Origin of the sequence: Streptomyces olindensis, assembly GCF_040645895.1 — a bacterium.
GTDB classification, from domain to species: Bacteria; Actinomycetota; Actinomycetes; order Streptomycetales; family Streptomycetaceae; genus Streptomyces; species Streptomyces olindensis.
The window spans coordinates 101,348-118,407 of record NZ_JBEYZD010000023.1 but is presented as its reverse complement, the minus strand read 5'-3'; the positions used below and the strand labels follow the sequence as shown (position 1 = coordinate 118,407).

Here is a 17,060-nt window from a genome sequence, read left to right as displayed (position 1 = left end):
GGGCGCGAGGTCGGTGACCCCCTCCCCCACCGACTCCACGACACCCGCGGCCTCGTGGCCCAGCAGGAACGGGAAGTCGTCGTTGATGCCGCCCTCGCGATAGTGCAGATCGGTGTGGCACACCCCGCAGGCCTCGATCTTCACCAGCGCCTCGCCCGGGCCCGGGTCGGGCACGATGATCGTTTCCAGGCTGACGGGGGCGCCCTTGCCCCGCGCGACGACAGCACGGACCTGGTGCGTCATGGCCACTCCTCGACTGATGGAGACTCGAACGGGATGTTGCTTATTACGGCACGCATCTCACTTGTCGCAACACAGCATGATTGAGGGCCGACCGGGGGTCAAGGAGCGCGACGCGGTTCCCTCAGTGGGGCGGATCGTGGCCGGAACAGCGGGAACGCCCGGCGGGGCCGTGGCGGACCAGGTCCGTGCCACGACCCCGCCGGGCGAGGGGACTTGCGGGCTCAGCGAGCGGACGGGGAGGGGGACTGCGTCGCTTGCGGGGACTCCTGGGACGGCGTCGGGCGCTCGGACTCGTGCGACTGTGCCGGGCGCGCCGGCTCCTGGGACCGTGCCGGTCCCGCCGGCTCCTGGGGCGGCGGCGCGGCTTCCGTGGTCTCGTTGCACGCGACGGGGCCGATGCGCAGCTCGAAATCGCCGTCGTACTTCTCGTGGCCGGCGATGACGGCCGTTTCGATGGCCTCCTTGCCGATGCGCCCGCGGATGATGAGCGGGTCCTGGCGCAGATCGCGGGTGAGCGCGACACACAGGCCGACCATGACCAGGGTGAAGGGCGCCGCCGCGAGGATGGTGAGGTTCTGCAGGCCGGTGAGCGCGTCGCCCTTGCCGCCGCCGATGAGCAGCATGATCGCGGCGACCGCCCCGGTCAGCACGCCCCAGAAGACGACGACGCCCCGGGTCGGCTCCAGGGAGCCGCGCTGCGAGAGCGTGCCCATCACGATCGAGGCGGCGTCGGCGCCGGAGACGAAGAAGATCCCGACGAGGATCATCACGACCACGCTCGTCACCGTGGCGACCGGGTACTGCTGGAGCACGTCGAAGAGCTGGCCCTGGGCGGTCGAGGCGCCGTCGAGGCGCTTCTCGTCCTGCAGGTGCATCGCCGAGCCGCCGAAGACGGCGAACCACATCAGGCTGACGGTGCTGGGCACCAGGATGACCCCGCCCACGAACTGCCGGATGGTCCGGCCGCGGCTGATGCGTGCGATGAACATGCCGACGAAGGGCGTCCAGGAGATCCACCAGGCCCAGTAGAAGACCGTCCAGCCGGCCAGCCAGTCCGCCACGCCCTCGCCGCTCGACGCCTCGGTACGCCCCGCCATCTGGGTCAGGTCGCCGAAGAAGGCGCCGAGGGAGGTGGGCAGCAGGTCGAGGATGAAGATGGTCGGCCCGACGAGGAACACGAAGACGGCGAGCGACACCGCCAGCACCATGTTGATGTTGGAGAGCCACTGGATGCCCTTGGCGATCCCGGACACGGCCGAGGCGACGAACGCGACGGTCAGCACCGCGATCACGGCGACCAGCAGGCCGGTGCCGACGGATCCCATCCAGCCCAGCCCGGTGAAGCCGCTGCCGATCTGCAGGGCGCCGAGCCCGAGGGAGGCCGCGGAGCCGAAGAGGGTGGCGAAGATGGCGAGGATGTCGATGACCCGGCCACCCCAGCCGTTCGCCCGCCGCTCGCCGATGAGCGGGGTGAACACGGCACTGATCAGCTGTCGGCGGCCGCGCCGGAAGGTGCTGTAGGCGATCGCGAGACCCACCACCGCGTACATCGCCCACGGGTGCAGGGTCCAGTGGAAGAGGGTGGTGGCCATGGCGGTCTCCATGGCCTCGTTGGCGTCGGCCGGGTCCGTGCCCGGCGGTGGCGTGACGAAGTGGGACAGCGGCTCGCTCACGCCGTAGAACATCAGGCCGATACCCATGCCCGCGCTGAACATCATGGCGATCCACGAGACCGTGCGGAACTCGGGCTCCTCACCCTCCTCGCCCAGGGTGATCCGCCCGTAACGGCTGACCGCCAGCCAGAGGGCGAAGACCACGAAGCCCGAGGCGGCGAGGACGAAGGCCCAGCCGCCGTTGCGGATGGTCCCGTCCAGCAGCCTCCCCGACACGCTCTCCAGCGTGTCGGTCGCGGTGGCTCCCCACACGACGAAGGCGAGGGTGAGGGCCGCGGCGACGCCGAAGACGATCAGGTCGGTCCGGGGACGGGTGGACGTTTCCGGGCTGCCCGGCAGATCCGCTTCGACGGGACTGCTGCGGCCGTCATCCCTTTCGCGGGTTGTGTTCATCGGCTCGTCCTTTCCACAGACGGCAGTGGTGGTGGAGTCCTGGTCCCGGAAGAAGGTCAGGCGGAGCAGTCGCCGTGACGCGTCGTCGCGCGTAATCGTTGCGGATAATGCATCAGCATTCACTATGGGCAACAACCATCTGGGGCCCGGAGAGGGCTGTCAAGAGGGCGGACGTGCCGTTGTCCCCCCGGACCGGGCACCGGCGGACCGCGGTTCCAGCCGGACGACGACGGACTTCGACGTGGGGGTGTTGCTGACGGCCGCCGTCGAGTCCAGGGGCACGAGGACGTTGGTCTCGGGGAAGTAGGCGGCGCAGCAGCCCCGGGGGGTCGGGTACGGCACCGCCCGGAAGGCCGGTGCGCGGCGTTCCACGCCGTCCTCGAACTCACTGACGATGTCGACGAGGTCGCCGTCGGCGAGGCCTCGCTCGGCGAGGTCGTCGGGGTGCAGGAAGAGGACCCGGCGGCCCTGGTGGATGCCGCGGTAGCGGTCGTCCAGGCCGTAGACGGTGGTGTTGTACTGGTCGTGGGAGCGGAGCGTCTGCAGCAGCAGCCGGCCCGGCGGGACCTCGGGGCTCTCCAGCCGGTTGACGGTGAAGTGGGCCAGACCGGTGGCGGTCGTGAACCGGCGCTCGTCACGGGGCGGATGGGGCAGGCCGAAGCCGCCCGGCCGCCGCACCCGGGCGTTGAAGTCGTGGAAGCCGGGGATCACGCGTGCGATGCGGTCGCGGATGCGGTCGTAGTCCCCCTCGAAGTCGTCCCACGGCACCCGGGAGCCGGTCTCCCCGAGCGCGGCCCGTGCCATCCGGCAGATGATCGCGACCTCGCTCAGCAGCCGGCCGGACGCGGGCGCCAGTCGTCCCCGTGAGAGGTGCACCATGCCCATGGAGTCCTCCACCGTGACCAGTTGAGGCCCGCTCGGCCGCAGGTCGGCCTCGGTCCGGCCGAGGCACGGGAGGATGAGGGCCTGCTCCCCGGCGATGACGTGGGAGCGGTTGAGCTTGGTCGAGATCTGGACGGTGAGCCGGCAGCTGCGCAGCGCCTGCTCGGTCAGGTCGGTGTCGGGGGCCGCGGCGACGAAGTTGCCGCCCAGCGCGACGAAGACCCGCACCTCGCCGTCGCGCATGGCGCGGATGCTGTCGACCGCGTCGTGGCCGTGGTGGCGCGGGGGCGTGAAGGCGAACTCGTCGCCGAGCCGGTCCAGGAAGGCGTCGTCCGGCTTCTCGTGGATGCCCATCGTCCGGTCGCCCTGCACGTTGGAATGCCCGCGCACCGGGCACAGACCGGCGCCCGGGCGCCCGATGTTGCCGCGCAGCAGCAGGAAGTTGACGACGTCCTGGATGGTGGGCACGGAGTGCTTGTGCTGGGTCAGTCCCATCGCCCAGCAGACGACGATCCTCTCGGCGCCCAGCACCTGCCGGAAGGCGGCCCGGATCTCCTCCTCGGGCAGGCCGGTGGCCGCCAGGATGTCCTCCCAGGACGCCTTGCGGGCGTGCTCGGCGAACTCCGCGAAGCCGTGCGTGTACTGCTCGATGAAGGCGGTGTCCAGACAGGTGCCCGGGGCCTCGTCCTCCGCCTCCAGCAGCATGCGGTTGAAGGCCTGGAAGAGCGCCTGGTCGCCGCCCAGCCTGATCTGCAGGAACTGGTCAGCCAGCTTGGTGCCGCCGCCGATGATGCCGGAGGGCCGCTGGGGGTTCTTGAACCGGAGCAGCCCGGCCTCGGGCAGCGGGTTGACCGCGATGACACGGGCGCCCCGCCGCTTGGCCTTCTCCAGCGCGGACAGCATGCGGGGGTGGTTGGTGCCGGGGTTCTGGCCGACCACGAGGATGAGGTCGGCTTCGTAGAGGTCGTCGAGGCGGATGCTGCCCTTGCCGATGCCGATGGTCTCCGTCAGGGCCGAGCCGCTGGACTCATGGCACATGTTGGAGCAGTCCGGCAGGTTGTTGGTGCCGAACATGCGGACGAAGAGCTGGTAGAGGAACGCGGCCTCGTTGCTCGCCCGTCCCGAGGTGTAGAAGGCGGCCTGGTCCGGGTGATCGAGCGCGGCGAGTTCGCGGGCGATCACGCCGAACGCGTCGTCCCAGGAGATCGGCCGGTAGCGGTCGCCGCCGACCGGGCGGTACATGGGGTGGGTGAGGCGTCCCTGCTGTCCGAGCCAGTAGTCGCTGCGCGGGAGCAGGTCCTCCAGGGTGTGCTCGGCGAAGAAGTCCGGCGTCACCCGGCGGACGGTCGCCTCCTCGGCCACGGCCTTGGCCCCGTTCTCGCAGAACTCCGCCGTGTGCCGGTGTTCCGGTTCGGGCCAGGCGCAGCCGGGGCAGTCGAAGCCCTCCTTCTGGTTGACCCGCAGCAGAGTGAGCAGGCTGCGGCGGGCCCCCATCTGTTCGCCCGCGTGCCGGAGCGAGGAGGTGACCGCGGGGAGGCCGGCGGCGTACTCCTTCGGCGGGCAGACCCGCAGACGGGCGTCACCGGGATCCTCGGCAGGTGGCTTGCGAGTCATCTGTAGCGCTGCTCCGGGGTGTAGGGAGACCGGAGTCAGGCCATGACCCCAGGTTGCGCATCACACAACGGTATCGTGATACGCAACATGGAAAGGGAAGCCTCGGAGCGGCGCCGTGTCAAGAGAACGAAGACCGCGGCTTGCGTCAGGGACGCTCGAACGTCCAGGTGACGCTCGAGGCCCCGGCCTTGACGACGGTGACCGGGACGGAGACGTTCTGGCCGTCGCCGTCCTTCGCGGCGCACGTCACCTTCGCGCCCGCCACCGCCTTGAGGTCGGGGCACTTCACGATCTCCGTGTCACCGCCGATCCACGGCAGCGGGCTGTACTTCGACGAGGTGCGGCCTGTGACCACCTTCCCGCTGAGCGCCGTGTGGCCGTCCACGGTCACGGTGGTGGACTCGTCGAGCCTGGTGGTCGACTCCGTGCCGCTCATCGCGTACGTGAGGGCCGCGCCGCCGACGGCCACCGCCGCCAGCGCGGCGCCGGTGGTGATGACGTGCTTGCGTTCCATGAGGTGCTCCTGAGGGAGAGAGGTGGGCCGGCGGCACCCAATCTCTCCCGCCGGCACACGCCCCCGCCTCGGCCGAACAGCCGGACTTCACGGCCCGCCGGCCCCGCTCACTCGGCCATTCGGTCGACCGGCCGGCGGTGGTACGGAACAAGCCGGGACGTGCCGGGGCCCGCCCCGGCGGTCCGACATCGAAGGCAACCTTCGGCGGCCCGTCCGCCGCGGGCGGGCAAGAGCGGCCGGGTCGTCTGGCCAGTCGGACACCCTGCCGGTGCGGATCGACCTGCGCGTCACCGACTGCGCCCTGCACGCCGAACTGGAACCGCTCTCCTGGAACATGATCCGCCTGACGAGCGACACCGTCACACAGGGGCAAAGGCGAGGACGCTGACGGGGCCTCTCGTACGGGCCACCGACCCCTCTCCCTCAGGCCCAGGCCGTCACCGGCACGAACGAACTGTCCTGGCGGAACAGGTCCGTTCCGTTCGAGCGCTCCACGCGCAGCTGGTAGGAGTAGTGGCGCAGGTAGTACCCCGGGTAGTTGTACGACTCGAAGCGGACGGAGCCCGACGCGGTTCCGGCCCGGAGGACGAACGTGGCGTCCCTGGCGAACGTGCTCGTGCCGTCGTTCGGGTCGAAGCGGGCGCGGAAGTCCCAGTGCCGCAGGTAGTTGCCGGCCGCGTCGCGGAAGGAGTAGCCGCTGCCGTCGGCCAGGCCGGCGACGACCGTGAAGGTGGCGGCCTGCTTCTCGGCGGTGGTGCTGGAGCCGCTGACGACGGGCAGGTTGAGGAGCGAGGACTGCTGCTGCCAGTAACGGGTGGAGTAGTTCGCCGACCGGAAGGAGCGGGTGGTGTTCCGCGCCAGACCGGGTCCGCCCGTCACCGTCTCCTTGACCACCGTGAAGTGCCGTGCCGTGCCGGAGATCCCGGGCAGCGCGGCCGGCGCCGACCAGGTGGCGAAGGTGTCGTAGCTGTCGCTGTAGTAGTAGTTCCCGTCGCCGTAGCCGTCGAAGAACATCCGCCAGCCGCCGTTGTCGAGCGGCACCAGCGCCGGGCCCTCGCGGTAGCTGCCCCAGCCGGCCCAGTCGCCCGTCCGGCGGATCGTGTACGGGCCGGTGAGGTTCGAGGCGGTGGCGTACTCGATGTACTTCGTCGTCTCGTTCTTCGGGAACGCGTGGTACGTCGAGCCGATCTTCACGATGAACGTGTCGATGTGGTTGGCGCCGATGCCGGAGAGCGGCACCGGTGAACTCCACGCCGTGAGCGCCGAGTTCGTGGCCCGCAGCAGATACGGCGTGAAGATCCACTGGTCGTTCGTGGTGGAGCAGGACACGATGATGCAGACGCTGCCGTCGCTGTCGACGAACCACTCGGGCGCCCAGGCGCGGGACAGGTTGGCCACGGGGACGGTGTAGTCGTAGAGGAACGTCCAGTTGACGCGGTCGGAGCTGCGGGCGAAGCCGATGGTCGTGGTGGTGTCCTGCCAGGTGCGCGTGGTGTAGGTGACGTAGTAGTAGCCGTCGGTGTGTCTGATGACGCTCGCGTCGCGGATCCGGCCGGCGGGCGGTGTGTACGCGGAGGCGCGCAGCAGGCGGAAGTCGGTGGCGTCGTCCGACTGGTAGACGTTGACCGTGCCGTCGTCGCTGTTGAGGAACGGGACGATCGTGTAGCGGGTGGCGGAGCCGTTCGGGGGTGCGGCGGCCAGGGCGCTGCCGAGCAGTCCCGGTGTCTCGGCCAGCAGCACGGCCGAGGCGGGCAGGGCGGCCAGGGCGCGCAGCAGGGTGCGGCGGGACGGGGCGGCGGGGTGTGGGGTCACGGGCGGCTCTCCCTTGAGCAACCGGGAGTCGATATACCGAACAAGGTTCGGCAAACCGATCAGGAAGTGGGGCTCAGAAAGTAAGGGGGAGGCGAGGGACCGTCAATGGTTTGAACAGCAGCGGATGAGCCCAGTGAGGAGGATGTGGCCTGTGGGTGAATTTCCACTTCCGCCGTCGGCGTTCCCCCGCCGGCCACCGGACGTTACCGTTCGGTAGAGGAGCTGGAGCCGCTTCCGGAGGTGTCCGCATGACGCTCGACCGTGCCGCAGGCCTCGCGGAGACCGCCCGTGCGCTGGCCGCCGGGGACGTGACGTCCCGGGCGCTGGTCGAGCGGACGCTGGCGCGGATCGAGACGGCACAAGGCGGCATCAACGCCTTCCGGATCGTGCGGACGGAGGCGGCGCTCGCCGAGGCCGAGGCGGCCGACCGGGAGCTGGCCGCGGGCGGTCGCAGGCCGCTGCTCGGCGTGCCCGTGGCGGTGAAGGACGACATGGACGTGGCCGGCGAGCCGACAGCCTTCGGCTGCTGCGGGGAGTTCCCGCCGGTCGCCGAGGACGGCGAGGCGGTACGGCGGCTGCGCGCGGCCGGGGCCGTGATCGTCGGCAAGACCAACACCTGCGAGTTCGGGCAGTGGCCCTTCACCGAGGGGCCCGCCTTCGGCGCGACCCGCAATCCGTGGAGCACCGATCACACGCCCGGCGGTTCCTCGGGCGGCTCGGCCGCGGCCGTCGCCGCCGGTCTCGTGCCCGCCGCGCTCGGCTCGGACGGGGCGGGATCGGTGCGGATCCCGGCCGCGTGGACCCATCTGATCGGCATCAAACCGCAGCGCGGCCGCATCTCCACCTGGCCGCGCGGCGAGTCCTTCCAGGGCATCACCGTCAACGGCACCCTGGCCCGCACGGTCGCCGACGCGGCCCTGCTGCTGGACGCGGCGAGCGGCAACCACGCGCAGGACCCGCACCGGCCGCCGGCCCTCGACGTCTCCGGCGCCGTCGGCCGCGACCCCGGGCGGCTGCGCATCGCCCTCTCCCTCAAGCCGCCGTTCACGGCGGTGCCCGCGCGCCTGCTGCCGGAGGTCCGCGTCCGGGTCGTCGAACTCGCCGAGCGACTCGCCGCGTCGGGGCACTGGGTCGAGGAGGCCGACCCGCCCTACGGACAGATCGGGCTGACGTTCGTGCCGCGCGCGACGGCCGGGATCGCCGAGCGGGTGGGCGAGGCGCCCTTCCCGGCGCTGCTGGACCGGCGCACCCGGGACGCGGCCCGGCTGGGCCGGCTGCTGGGCGGGGCACCGCTGCGGGCGGCCCGGCGGGCGGAGGCCGTGCTGCACCGCCGTATCGGCGGGTTCTTCGCCTCGTACGACGTCGTCCTCGCCCCGACGACCGCCGCTCCCCCGCCCCGCATCGGCGCCCTGCTCGAACTCAGCGGGTTCGCCACCGACCGGGCGATGATCGCGGCCTGCCCGTACGCCTGGCCGTGGAACGTGCTCGGCTGGCCCGGCGTCAACGTGCCCGCCGGTTTCACGCCGGACGGTCTGCCGGTCGGGGCGCAACTGCTCGGGCCGGCGAACAGCGAACCGCTCCTGGTACAGGTGGCCGCGCAGCTGGAGGCGGACCTGCGCTGGCACGAGAAGTGGCCGGCGCCGGCGGTCACGACACGTTCCGCGGCCGCCTGAGGCCGTCCCGGAAGGTGCCTATGGTCGACAAGCGACCCTGCGGACGCGGTCACGGGGGCAGCCCTTAGGGTGCCCCCGTGACCGCGTTTACCGACGAGAACGTCCCCGGCCGCCACGGCCCGTCCGCCACCGTCCAGGCCGACCCGCGCGAGGTGGGCCGGGTGCGCACCGAGTACTCACCCGCGCACGACGGCGACCCCGACCCGGGCGAGATCGTCTGGACGTGGGTGCCCTTCGAGGAGAACGACGGCCGGGGCAAGGACCGCCCGGTGCTCGTGGTCGCGCGCGAGGCCGGCGGCACCTTCCTGGCCGTGCAGCTGTCCAGCAAGCGGCACGTCGGCGACCGGGAGTGGGTGCCGATCGGCAGCGGGCCGTGGGACCGGTCCGGCCGGGAGTCGTGGGTCGACGTCGACCGGGTCCTGCGCCTGCACGAGGACGGCATGCGCCGGGAGGCCTGCGCCCTGGACCGCATGCGCTTCAACCTGGTCAGACACCGCCTGCGGGAGCGCTACGGCTGGACCTGAGGGATCACGCCCCCCGGGGCAGCCACGCGATGGCGCTGCCCGCCGACGGCGGCCACGGGCGGCGACCCCGGCATCACCGGCCGGCATCCGCGTCACCCGGACGGAGGACACCGGTGCCGGTCCGCGCAGGCGTGCGCTCACGGCGCGACCCCCGTACGCGCCGCGAGCACCTGCCGCGCAGACCTTCTTGTCGTGCTCACGCAGGCATCCTGGGTGACGCCGCGTCCCGGCGCAACAAGGTTTTCGCGCGGCCGGAAAACACCGGGGAAAGCGCCGGGAAACGCCCGGCCCGCCGGGATGACCGACCCGGAACGCCCCGGTTCGCACCCTTGTGCCGAGCGACAGGAGAGGCTTGGGTGGGACGGGTGAAGACGGTTCGGGCCGCCGGAGTGCCCGGACCGGTGGCATGGTGGAATCTCAGGAGGATCCCTATATGCCTGATTCGCCCACTGCAGCGGCGGGCGGCTGTACCCAGCCACACGCCGCACTGTCCGAGGCAGACGTCGAGGCCCTCGTCCGCGGCATCTGCTTCAAGACCGGCCCGCCGCGCCGCCTCGGGGTCGAGGTGGAATGGCTCGTCCACGAGCTGCGCGCACCGCAGCTCCCCGTCGCACCCGAACGACTCGCGGCGGCCTACGCCGCACTGCGGACCCTGCCCCTGAGGTCGGCGCTCACCGTGGAGCCCGGCGGCCAGCTGGAGCTGAGCTCGCCCCCCGCCGCCTCGCTGACGGAGCTCGTCCGCACCGTCTCCGCCGACCTCGACGCCGTCCGCGCGGTCCTGCGCGAGGACGCCCTCGCCCTCGTCGGCATCGGCCAGGATCCCTGGCACGAACCCCGCCGGTTCCTGCGCGAACCGCGCTACGACGCCATGGAGGCCTGCCTGGACCGCACGGGTCCCGCCGGCCGCGCCATGATGTGCACCTCCGCCTCCGTGCAGGTGTGCCTGGACGCCGGCCACGAGGAGCCAGGGCCCCTCGGCCACGTGCGGCGCTGGTGGCTGGCCTATCATCTGGGTCCGGTCCTGGTGGCCGCGTTCGCCAACTCCCCGCTCGCCGGCCACCGGCCCACCGGCTGGATGTCCACCCGGCAGCTGCTGTGGACGCGGATCGGCACCGGCCGGGCGGGCGGGCCGCCGCTGGACGCCGAGCCGCGCGCCGCCTGGGCCGGGCACGTGCTGGACTCCCCCGTGATGTGCGTACGGCGGGACGGCGCGCCCTGGGACGTCCCGCAGGGGCTGACCTTCCGGGAGTGGATCCGCACGGGCGTGCCGAGGCCGCCTACGCGGGAGGACCTCGACTACCACGTCACGACGCTGTTCCCGCCGGTCAGGCCGCGTGGTCATCTCGAACTGCGCATGATCGACGCGCAGCCGGGCGACGACGGCTGGATCGTGCCGCTGGCCGTGACGGCCGCGCTGTTCGACGACCCGGAGGCCGCGGAGACCGCCTACCGGGCCGTGAAGCCGCTGGCCGAACGCACCCTGGGGATGCCCGCGCCGCACAACCCGCTGTGGCTCGACGCGGCCCGGCGCGGCCTGGCCGACGCCGAACTGCGCGAGGTGGCCGTCACGTGCTTCACCACCGCGCTGGACGCCCTGCCCCGGCTCGGCGCCGCGCCCGAGGTCACGGACGCCGTCACCGCCTACCTGGACCGCTATGTCGTCCTGGGCCGCTGCCCCGCCGACGACCTGCTCGACCGACAGCGCGGCACGGACGGTCGCGCCCACGGGAAGGACTTCCGCCCATGACCCACACCGAGCCCGCCGCCGACACCGGGACCGTGGACGCCGAGGCGCACCACGACCCCGAGGCGCTCCGTGAGCGGGCGGTCGCCTCGCTGGTCGTCGCGCGCGAGCGCACCACCCTGCTGACAAGCTGCGTCGAGGAACCCGACCTGACCGCGCAGCACTCGCCGCTGATGTCGCCGCTGGTGTGGGACCTGGCGCACATCGGCAACCAGGAGGAGCAGTGGCTGCTGCGGGCCGTCGCCGGGCAGGAGGCGATACGGCCCGAGATCGACAGCCTCTACGACGCCTTCGAGCACCCGCGGGCCGAGCGGCCGAAGCTGCCCCTGCTGTCGCCCGCCGAGGCCCGCCGGTACGCCTCCGACGTGCGCGGCCGGGCGCTGGACGTGCTGGAGAAGGCCGCGTTCCACGGCACGCGGCTGACGGAGGCGGGGTTCGCCTTCGGCATGATCGCGCAGCACGAACAGCAGCACGACGAGACGATGCTGATCACCCATCAGCTGCGCAAGGGACCGCAGGCCCTGACCGCCCCCGACCCGGAGCCCGTGCCGCTGTTCACGGGGCGGTCCGAGGTGCTCATCCCGGGCGGTCCGTTCACGATGGGCACCTCCACCGAGCCGTGGGCGCTGGACAACGAACGCCCCGCGCACCGGCGCGAGGTGCCGGCCTTCTCCATCGACACCACGCCGGTGACCAACGCCGCCTACCAGGCGTTCATCGAGGACGGCGGCTACGAGAACCCGCGCTGGTGGGCGCCGGAGGGCTGGGCGCACATCCGCAAGCACGGCATCACCGCCCCGCTGTACTGGCGGCGCGACGGGAAGCAGTGGCTCAGGCGCCGCTTCGGAGTCACCGAGGTCGTCCCGCCGGACGAGCCCGTCCTGCACGTGTGCTGGTACGAGGCCGACGCCTACGCCCGGTGGGACGGCCGCCGGCTGCCGACCGAGGCCGAGTGGGAGAAGGCCGCGCGCCACGACCCGGCCGGCGACCGTTCGCGGCGCTACCCGTGGGGCGACGAGGACCCGGGCCCCGAGCACGCCAACCTCGGTCAGCGGCACCTGCGTCCGGCGCCCGCCGGGAGCTACCCGGCCGGTGAGTCCCCGCTCGGCGTCCGGCAGCTGATCGGCGACGTGTGGGAGTGGACGGCGAGCGACTTCCTGCCGTACCCGGGGTTCCGGGCGTTCCCGTACAAGGAGTACTCGGAGGTGTTCTTCGGCCCCGAGCACAAGGTGCTGCGCGGTGGTTCCTTCGCGGTGGACGCGGTGGCCTGCCGGGGCACGTTCCGCAACTGGGACTACCCGATCCGGCGGCAGATCTTCTCCGGGTTCCGCACGGCCCGCTCGGAGGACGTCTGATGTGCCGTCATGTGGCGTACGTGGGGCCCGGGGAGCCGCTCGGCCGGTTCCTGGTGGAGCCCCCGCACGGCCTGTACCGGCAGTCGTGGGCGCCCCGCCACCAGCGGTACGGGACGGTCAACGCGGACGGTTTCGGCGTCGGCTGGTACGCGGAGGGCGATCCGGTGCCGGCCCGCTACCGACGGGCCGGGCCCATCTGGGCGGACCTGTCGTTCGCCGACCTCGCCCGGGTCGTACGGACCACCGCGCTGCTCGCCGCGGTGCGGGACGCGACCCTGTCGGGCGCGGACGCCGAGGCCGCGGTGGCGCCGTTCGCCGCGGGGACCTGGCTGTTCAGCCACAACGGCGCGGTCAAGGGCTGGCCCGGCTCCCTGGCCGCCGTGTCCCGGACGCTGCCGCACGAGGACCTGCTGTCGCTGGAGGCCCGCAACGACTCGGCGCTCGTCTGGGCACTGGTGCTGGCCCGGCTGCGCGGGGGCGACGAGGAAGGCCAGGCGCTGGCCGACACGGTCCTGGAGGTCGCCGCGGCGGCTCCCGGTTCCCGGCTCAACTTCCTCCTCACCAACGGCGACACGATCACCGCGACCGCCTGGGGCGACACCCTCTGGTACCTCACCCGGCCCGGCGGCGGCACCGTCGTGGCCTCCGAGCCCTACGACGACGATCCGCACTGGCAGGAGGTCCCCGACCGCACCCTGCTCGCGGCGAGCCGCACGGACGTGCTGCTCACGCCGCTCAAGGACCTCCCGGACGCATCTCCCAAGGAGCCCCGTACGTGAGCCCGTTCCACCTGACCCGCACCCTGCCCGAGGACGCCACGGAGGCCGCCCTGCGCGCCGACGTCCACCGGGGCCTGACCCACACGCCCAAGACCCTGCCGCCGAAGTGGTTCTACGACGCCCACGGCAGCGAACTGTTCGAGCGGATCACCGAGTTGCCGGAGTACTACCCCACGCGTGCCGAGCGCGAGATCCTCGTCGCCCGCTCCGGCGAGATCGCCGCCGCCACCGGCGCCCGCACCCTGGTGGAGCTCGGCTCCGGCTCCTCCGAGAAGACGCGGCACCTCCTCGACGCCCTCACCGCCGTGCACACCTACGTCCCCGTCGACGTCAGCGGGAGCGCCCTCACCCAGGCCGGGCAGGCCCTCGCCGCCGAGCGGCCCGGGCTCGACGTGCACGCGCTGATCGCCGACTTCACCGCGGAGCTGACCCTGCCGGACACGCCGGGCCCCCGGCTGGTGGCGTTCCTCGGCGGCACGATCGGCAACCTGCTGCCCGCCGAGCGCGCCGCGTTCCTGGCCTCCGTACGGGCCCTGCTCGCCCCGGGCGACGCGCTGCTGCTGGGCACCGACCTCGTCAAGAACGAGGGGGTGCTGGTCCGGGCCTACGACGACGCCGCCGGGGTGACGGCCGCGTTCAACAAGAACGTGCTGACCGTGATCAACCGTGAGCTCGGCGCCGACTTCGAGCCCGGCGCGTTCGACCACGTGGCCCTGTGGGACGCCGAGCACGAGTGGATCGAGATGCGGCTGCGTTCCCGTACGGCGCAGACGGTGAAGGTGCCGGCGCTCGATCTGGCGGTCGACTTCGCGGCGGGAGAGGAGCTGCGCACGGAGGTGTCGGCGAAGTTCCGGCAGGAGGGGGTGCGCGCCGAACTGTTCGCGGCGGGCCTGGACCTGGCCCACTGGTGGACGGACGGCGCGGGCCGGTTCGCGCTGTCGCTGAGCGTGGCGCGCTGACCCCGGCGGGCCCCTCGTGGGCGGCGGGGCGGGAGGTGACGTCTCGCGCTTCGCCGCCGCGTGGGGCACGGTGGAGTGACGCGCGACACACTCGCCAGAACAGGAGCAGCGGCATGTCGAACCACACCTACCGGGTCACGGAGATCGTCGGCACCTCGCCCGAGGGCGTCGACCAGGCCATCCGCAACGGCATCGGCCGGGCCTCGCAGACCCTGCGCAACCTGGACTGGTTCGAGGTGACGCAGGTGCGCGGTCAGCTCGAGAACGGGGAGATCGCGCACTGGCAGGTGGGGCTCAAGGTGGGCTTCCGCCTGGAGGAGTCCGAGTAGCGGCCCCCGTGGCTCACCGCGGCAGCGGCCGGGAGGTGGCGCGGCCCGGCCGCGTGCCCTCCGGCGGGTAGTCGCAGTCGATGCCGGTGACCTCGCGGTCGCCGTCCTCGGAGTCGACCACCGCCACGCCGGTGCAGGCCCGGCCGTGTTCGTCGGTCCAGGTGACGATCTCGCTGCGGTCGGGGTCGGCACAGCCGGTGAGCAGCAGTGCGGAACCGAGCAGGGCCGCTCCCGCGAGCGCGCCCTTGTGACGTCCCTTCATGGCATCCCCCGTGTGTACGCGCACGTGTGCGCCGGCGCTGGTGGCTCGGGGATGCCCGGCGGAGGTGAACACTCCGCCAACCCGGCGTCTCAGGTCCGTCCTTCGCGCTCCTGGGCCGCCTTCATCTCGGCGGACCGTACGGCCCAGTCGGCCCGTACGACGGTGAAGCCCGCGCGCCGGGCGTCCTCGCAGACCAGTTCGTCGTCGTCCACGAGGACACGGACTTCGCGCGTGCGGGCGAGGCGCTTCAGGATCTCCAGCTTGGTGAAGCGGGCGGGCCGGCGGTCGGCGTCCCGCCGCATGTACACGCGCCCCTCGGGCAGGCCCTGGGCCTCCAGCCAGTCGAGCGTGTCCCGCCGGCAGCGCTCGGGGCGCCCGGTGAGGTAGACGATCTCGCACTCCCGCGCGCTCTCCCGCACCAGCGCGATGCCCTCCGCGAGCGGCCCGTCCTGCGGCGCCGCCGAGAAGAACCCGTCCCAGTCCTTCGGCCTGCGCTCCAGGAACCGCTGCCGGTGCGCGGTGTCGGCGAGGGTGTTGTCCAGATCGAACACGGCCAGCGGGGCCTTGCCACGGTCGTCACTCACGCTGCCCACCCTAGAGCCCGGCAGCGGGCCGCGCCCCGGCAACCTTCGTCTCCCCGGCGGCCACTCCTGTGCGACACGCAGGCAGACAGAGGCAGGAGGCCGTATGCGCAACGCACGGATCTGGTCGGCGGCGATGGCGGGGGCCGCGCTGGCCCTGGCACTGACGGGGCCGGCGGCCGCCGCGGGGACGACCCTGGTCGTGGCGCCGAACGGCGACGACGCCGCCCCCGGCACGCTCGCCCGGCCGCTGAAGACCATCCAGCGAGCGGTGGACCTGGCCCGGCCCGGCGACACCATCACCGTGCGCGGCGGGACGTACGCCCTCACCGACAACATCACCATCGCCACCTCGGGGACCGCCTCGCAGCCCATCACCCTCTCGGCCCACCCGGGCGAGCGCGTGGTCGTGGACGGCGAGAAGCTGCCCGCCAGTCACACCCCGGTCGGCGGCAGCATCCCGCGCGCCGAGCGCGGGGCGCTCCACATGGAGGCGTCGTACTGGCGGATCTCGGACCTGGAGATCGTCAACGGCCCCTACGGGGTGTACTGCGACGGCTGCGACGGCAACGTCTTCGCGCGCCTGCGCACGCACGACAACTACGAGTCCGGCTTCCAGCTCCAGGGCGCTTCGAGCGACAACCTGATCGTGGACCTGGACAGTCACGGCAACCGCGACCCGCGCAAGAACAGCGAGAGCGCCGACGGCCTGGCCATCAAGGAGGGCAGCGGCACGGGCAACGTGGTGCGCGGCGCCCGGCTGTGGAACAACGTCGACGACGGCTTCGACGCCTGGAAGTTCGCCTCCCCGGTGACCATCGAGAACACCGTGGCGTACGGCAACGGCTTCAACCGCTGGAACTTCCCCGACTTCGCGGGTGACGGCAACGGCTTCAAGCTCGGCGGCGGCAGTCCGGCCCCCGCGGTGGCCCACACCGTGCGCAACAGCGTCTCCTTCAAGAACGCGAAGCACGGCCTCACCGACAACGGCAACCCGGGCGGCCTCACCCTGAGCCGCAACTCCACCCACGGCAACGGCGGTACGGGCTTCGACGCCGACGTCTCGGGCGGGACCGCCCGGCTCACCGGCAATCTGTCCGTCGCCGACCAGCGCGCGGCGGCCGTCGGCGCGAAGACCGTCGCCAGCGGCAACTCCTGGAACATCGGCGGCACCTGGGACGCCGCCTCGGTGCGGAGCACCGACCCGGGTCCGCTCACCGGTCCCCGGGCGGCGGACGGCTCACTGCCGAAGGCGCCGGAGTTCCTCGTGCCACGCTCCGGCACGGCGATCGGGGCGCGTTTCTGATCCGGCCCTCAGGGCGACACGTTTGAGACAGCCTGGCCGGAGAAATGGTCCGGACTATTCTCCGGCAGGCCCATTCCCACAGGCCCGTCGCAGCACCTTCGGCGCGCCGCCGGAGGTGTGAACGCGCCATGGACAGAAGTCAATTCACCCTCACAGTTGATGGCTCAAGCACGGCACTGACATACTCCGCTTTCAGCCTCGCCACCACCCGTGGCCGGGCTGGTCGGGGATCTCCACACAGAACCCCGAGGCCGTCCGCGTGATTCCGAACAGGATGTTTTTCGGTTTCACGAGCCCCCCACAGAGCCCGCACCCCCTCAGCGCGTCCGGCACCCCTCCACCCTGCCCGAAAACCGGACACACCACTGACTCGACGGGGTCGAGTGCGGGGCACGAAGCAGCGAAGAAGGTGCGCCT

General features: G+C 72.2%; 15 protein-coding genes. 8 read left to right on the top strand and 7 right to left on the bottom strand.

Annotated features, from left to right (window positions below):
• The 5 genes from ABZ948_RS17550 to ABZ948_RS17530 all read right to left on the bottom strand — a co-directional run.
• Positions 1-243: alcohol dehydrogenase catalytic domain-containing protein (locus ABZ948_RS17550; protein ID WP_359760458.1), on the bottom strand; the 243-nt coding region annotated here is incomplete at its 3' end.
• Between the two features lie 221 nt (positions 244-464).
• Complete coding sequence (locus ABZ948_RS17545) at positions 465-2,309, bottom strand: BCCT family transporter (protein WP_359760456.1); 1,845 nt, start codon at positions 2,307-2,309, stop codon at positions 465-467.
• Positions 2,310-2,468: 159 nt separating this feature from the next.
• Complete coding sequence (locus tag ABZ948_RS17540) at positions 2,469-4,805, bottom strand: FdhF/YdeP family oxidoreductase (RefSeq protein WP_359760454.1); 2,337 nt, start codon at positions 4,803-4,805, stop codon at positions 2,469-2,471.
• Positions 4,806-4,950: 145 nt separating this feature from the next.
• The gene (locus ABZ948_RS17535) at positions 4,951-5,319 is read right to left on the bottom strand and encodes a hypothetical protein (RefSeq protein ID WP_359760452.1); all 369 of its coding nucleotides are present in this window, start codon (positions 5,317-5,319) and stop codon (positions 4,951-4,953) included.
• A 423-nt stretch (positions 5,320-5,742) separates the two neighbouring features.
• Positions 5,743-7,131, bottom strand: a complete 1,389-nt coding sequence (locus tag ABZ948_RS17530) for a glycoside hydrolase family 43 protein (protein ID WP_359760450.1) — start codon at positions 7,129-7,131, stop codon at positions 5,743-5,745.
• Positions 7,132-7,379: 248 nt separating this feature from the next.
• On the opposite strand from ABZ948_RS17530, the gene ABZ948_RS17525 reads away from it, so the two are divergent.
• The 7 genes from ABZ948_RS17525 (at position 7,380) to ABZ948_RS17495 (ending at position 14,494) form a co-directional block, all read left to right on the top strand.
• Positions 7,380-8,804 (top strand): amidase, encoded by a 1,425-nt coding sequence (locus ABZ948_RS17525; protein WP_359760448.1) that lies wholly within the window; start codon positions 7,380-7,382, stop codon positions 8,802-8,804.
• Between the two features lie 77 nt (positions 8,805-8,881).
• Positions 8,882-9,328 (top strand): type II toxin-antitoxin system PemK/MazF family toxin, encoded by a 447-nt coding sequence (locus ABZ948_RS17520; protein WP_359760446.1) that lies wholly within the window; start codon positions 8,882-8,884, stop codon positions 9,326-9,328.
• Between the two features lie 433 nt (positions 9,329-9,761).
• Positions 9,762-11,075, top strand: a complete 1,314-nt coding sequence (gene egtA / locus ABZ948_RS17515) for an ergothioneine biosynthesis glutamate--cysteine ligase EgtA (protein ID WP_359760444.1) — start codon at positions 9,762-9,764, stop codon at positions 11,073-11,075.
• Positions 11,072-12,427, top strand: a complete 1,356-nt coding sequence (egtB, locus tag ABZ948_RS17510) for an ergothioneine biosynthesis protein EgtB (RefSeq protein WP_359760443.1) — start codon at positions 11,072-11,074, stop codon at positions 12,425-12,427. Before egtA ends, egtB begins: the two co-directional genes overlap by 4 nt.
• Entirely contained in the window at positions 12,427-13,206 is a 780-nt protein-coding gene (gene egtC, locus ABZ948_RS17505; RefSeq protein ID WP_359760441.1) for an ergothioneine biosynthesis protein EgtC, read from the top strand. The genes egtB and egtC overlap by 1 nt, the downstream gene beginning before the upstream one ends.
• Entirely contained in the window at positions 13,203-14,165 is a 963-nt protein-coding gene (egtD, locus tag ABZ948_RS17500; RefSeq protein ID WP_359760439.1) for an L-histidine N(alpha)-methyltransferase, read from the top strand. The genes egtC and egtD overlap by 4 nt, the downstream gene beginning before the upstream one ends.
• 113 nt (positions 14,166-14,278) lie before the next feature.
• Positions 14,279-14,494, top strand: coding sequence for a dodecin (locus ABZ948_RS17495; RefSeq protein WP_031120079.1), 216 nt, complete (start codon positions 14,279-14,281; stop codon positions 14,492-14,494).
• 13 nt (positions 14,495-14,507) lie between these two features.
• Here the strand turns inward: ABZ948_RS17495 and ABZ948_RS17490 are convergent, their stop codons facing one another.
• Both ABZ948_RS17490 and ABZ948_RS17485 read right to left on the bottom strand, forming a co-directional pair.
• On the bottom strand, positions 14,508-14,756 hold the full coding sequence (locus ABZ948_RS17490; RefSeq protein WP_359760437.1) for a hypothetical protein: 249 nt from the start codon (positions 14,754-14,756) through the stop codon (positions 14,508-14,510).
• Between the two features lie 89 nt (positions 14,757-14,845).
• Positions 14,846-15,340, bottom strand: a complete 495-nt coding sequence (locus ABZ948_RS17485; RefSeq protein ID WP_359760435.1) for a phosphatase domain-containing protein — start codon at positions 15,338-15,340, stop codon at positions 14,846-14,848.
• Positions 15,341-15,443: 103 nt separating this feature from the next.
• Here ABZ948_RS17485 and ABZ948_RS17480 point away from each other — a divergent pair, with 103 nt between their 5' ends.
• Positions 15,444-16,643: a right-handed parallel beta-helix repeat-containing protein gene (locus tag ABZ948_RS17480; protein ID WP_359760433.1), complete on the top strand. Its 1,200-nt coding sequence runs from the start codon at positions 15,444-15,446 to the stop codon at positions 16,641-16,643.
• Positions 16,644-17,060: the final 417 nt, after the last annotated feature.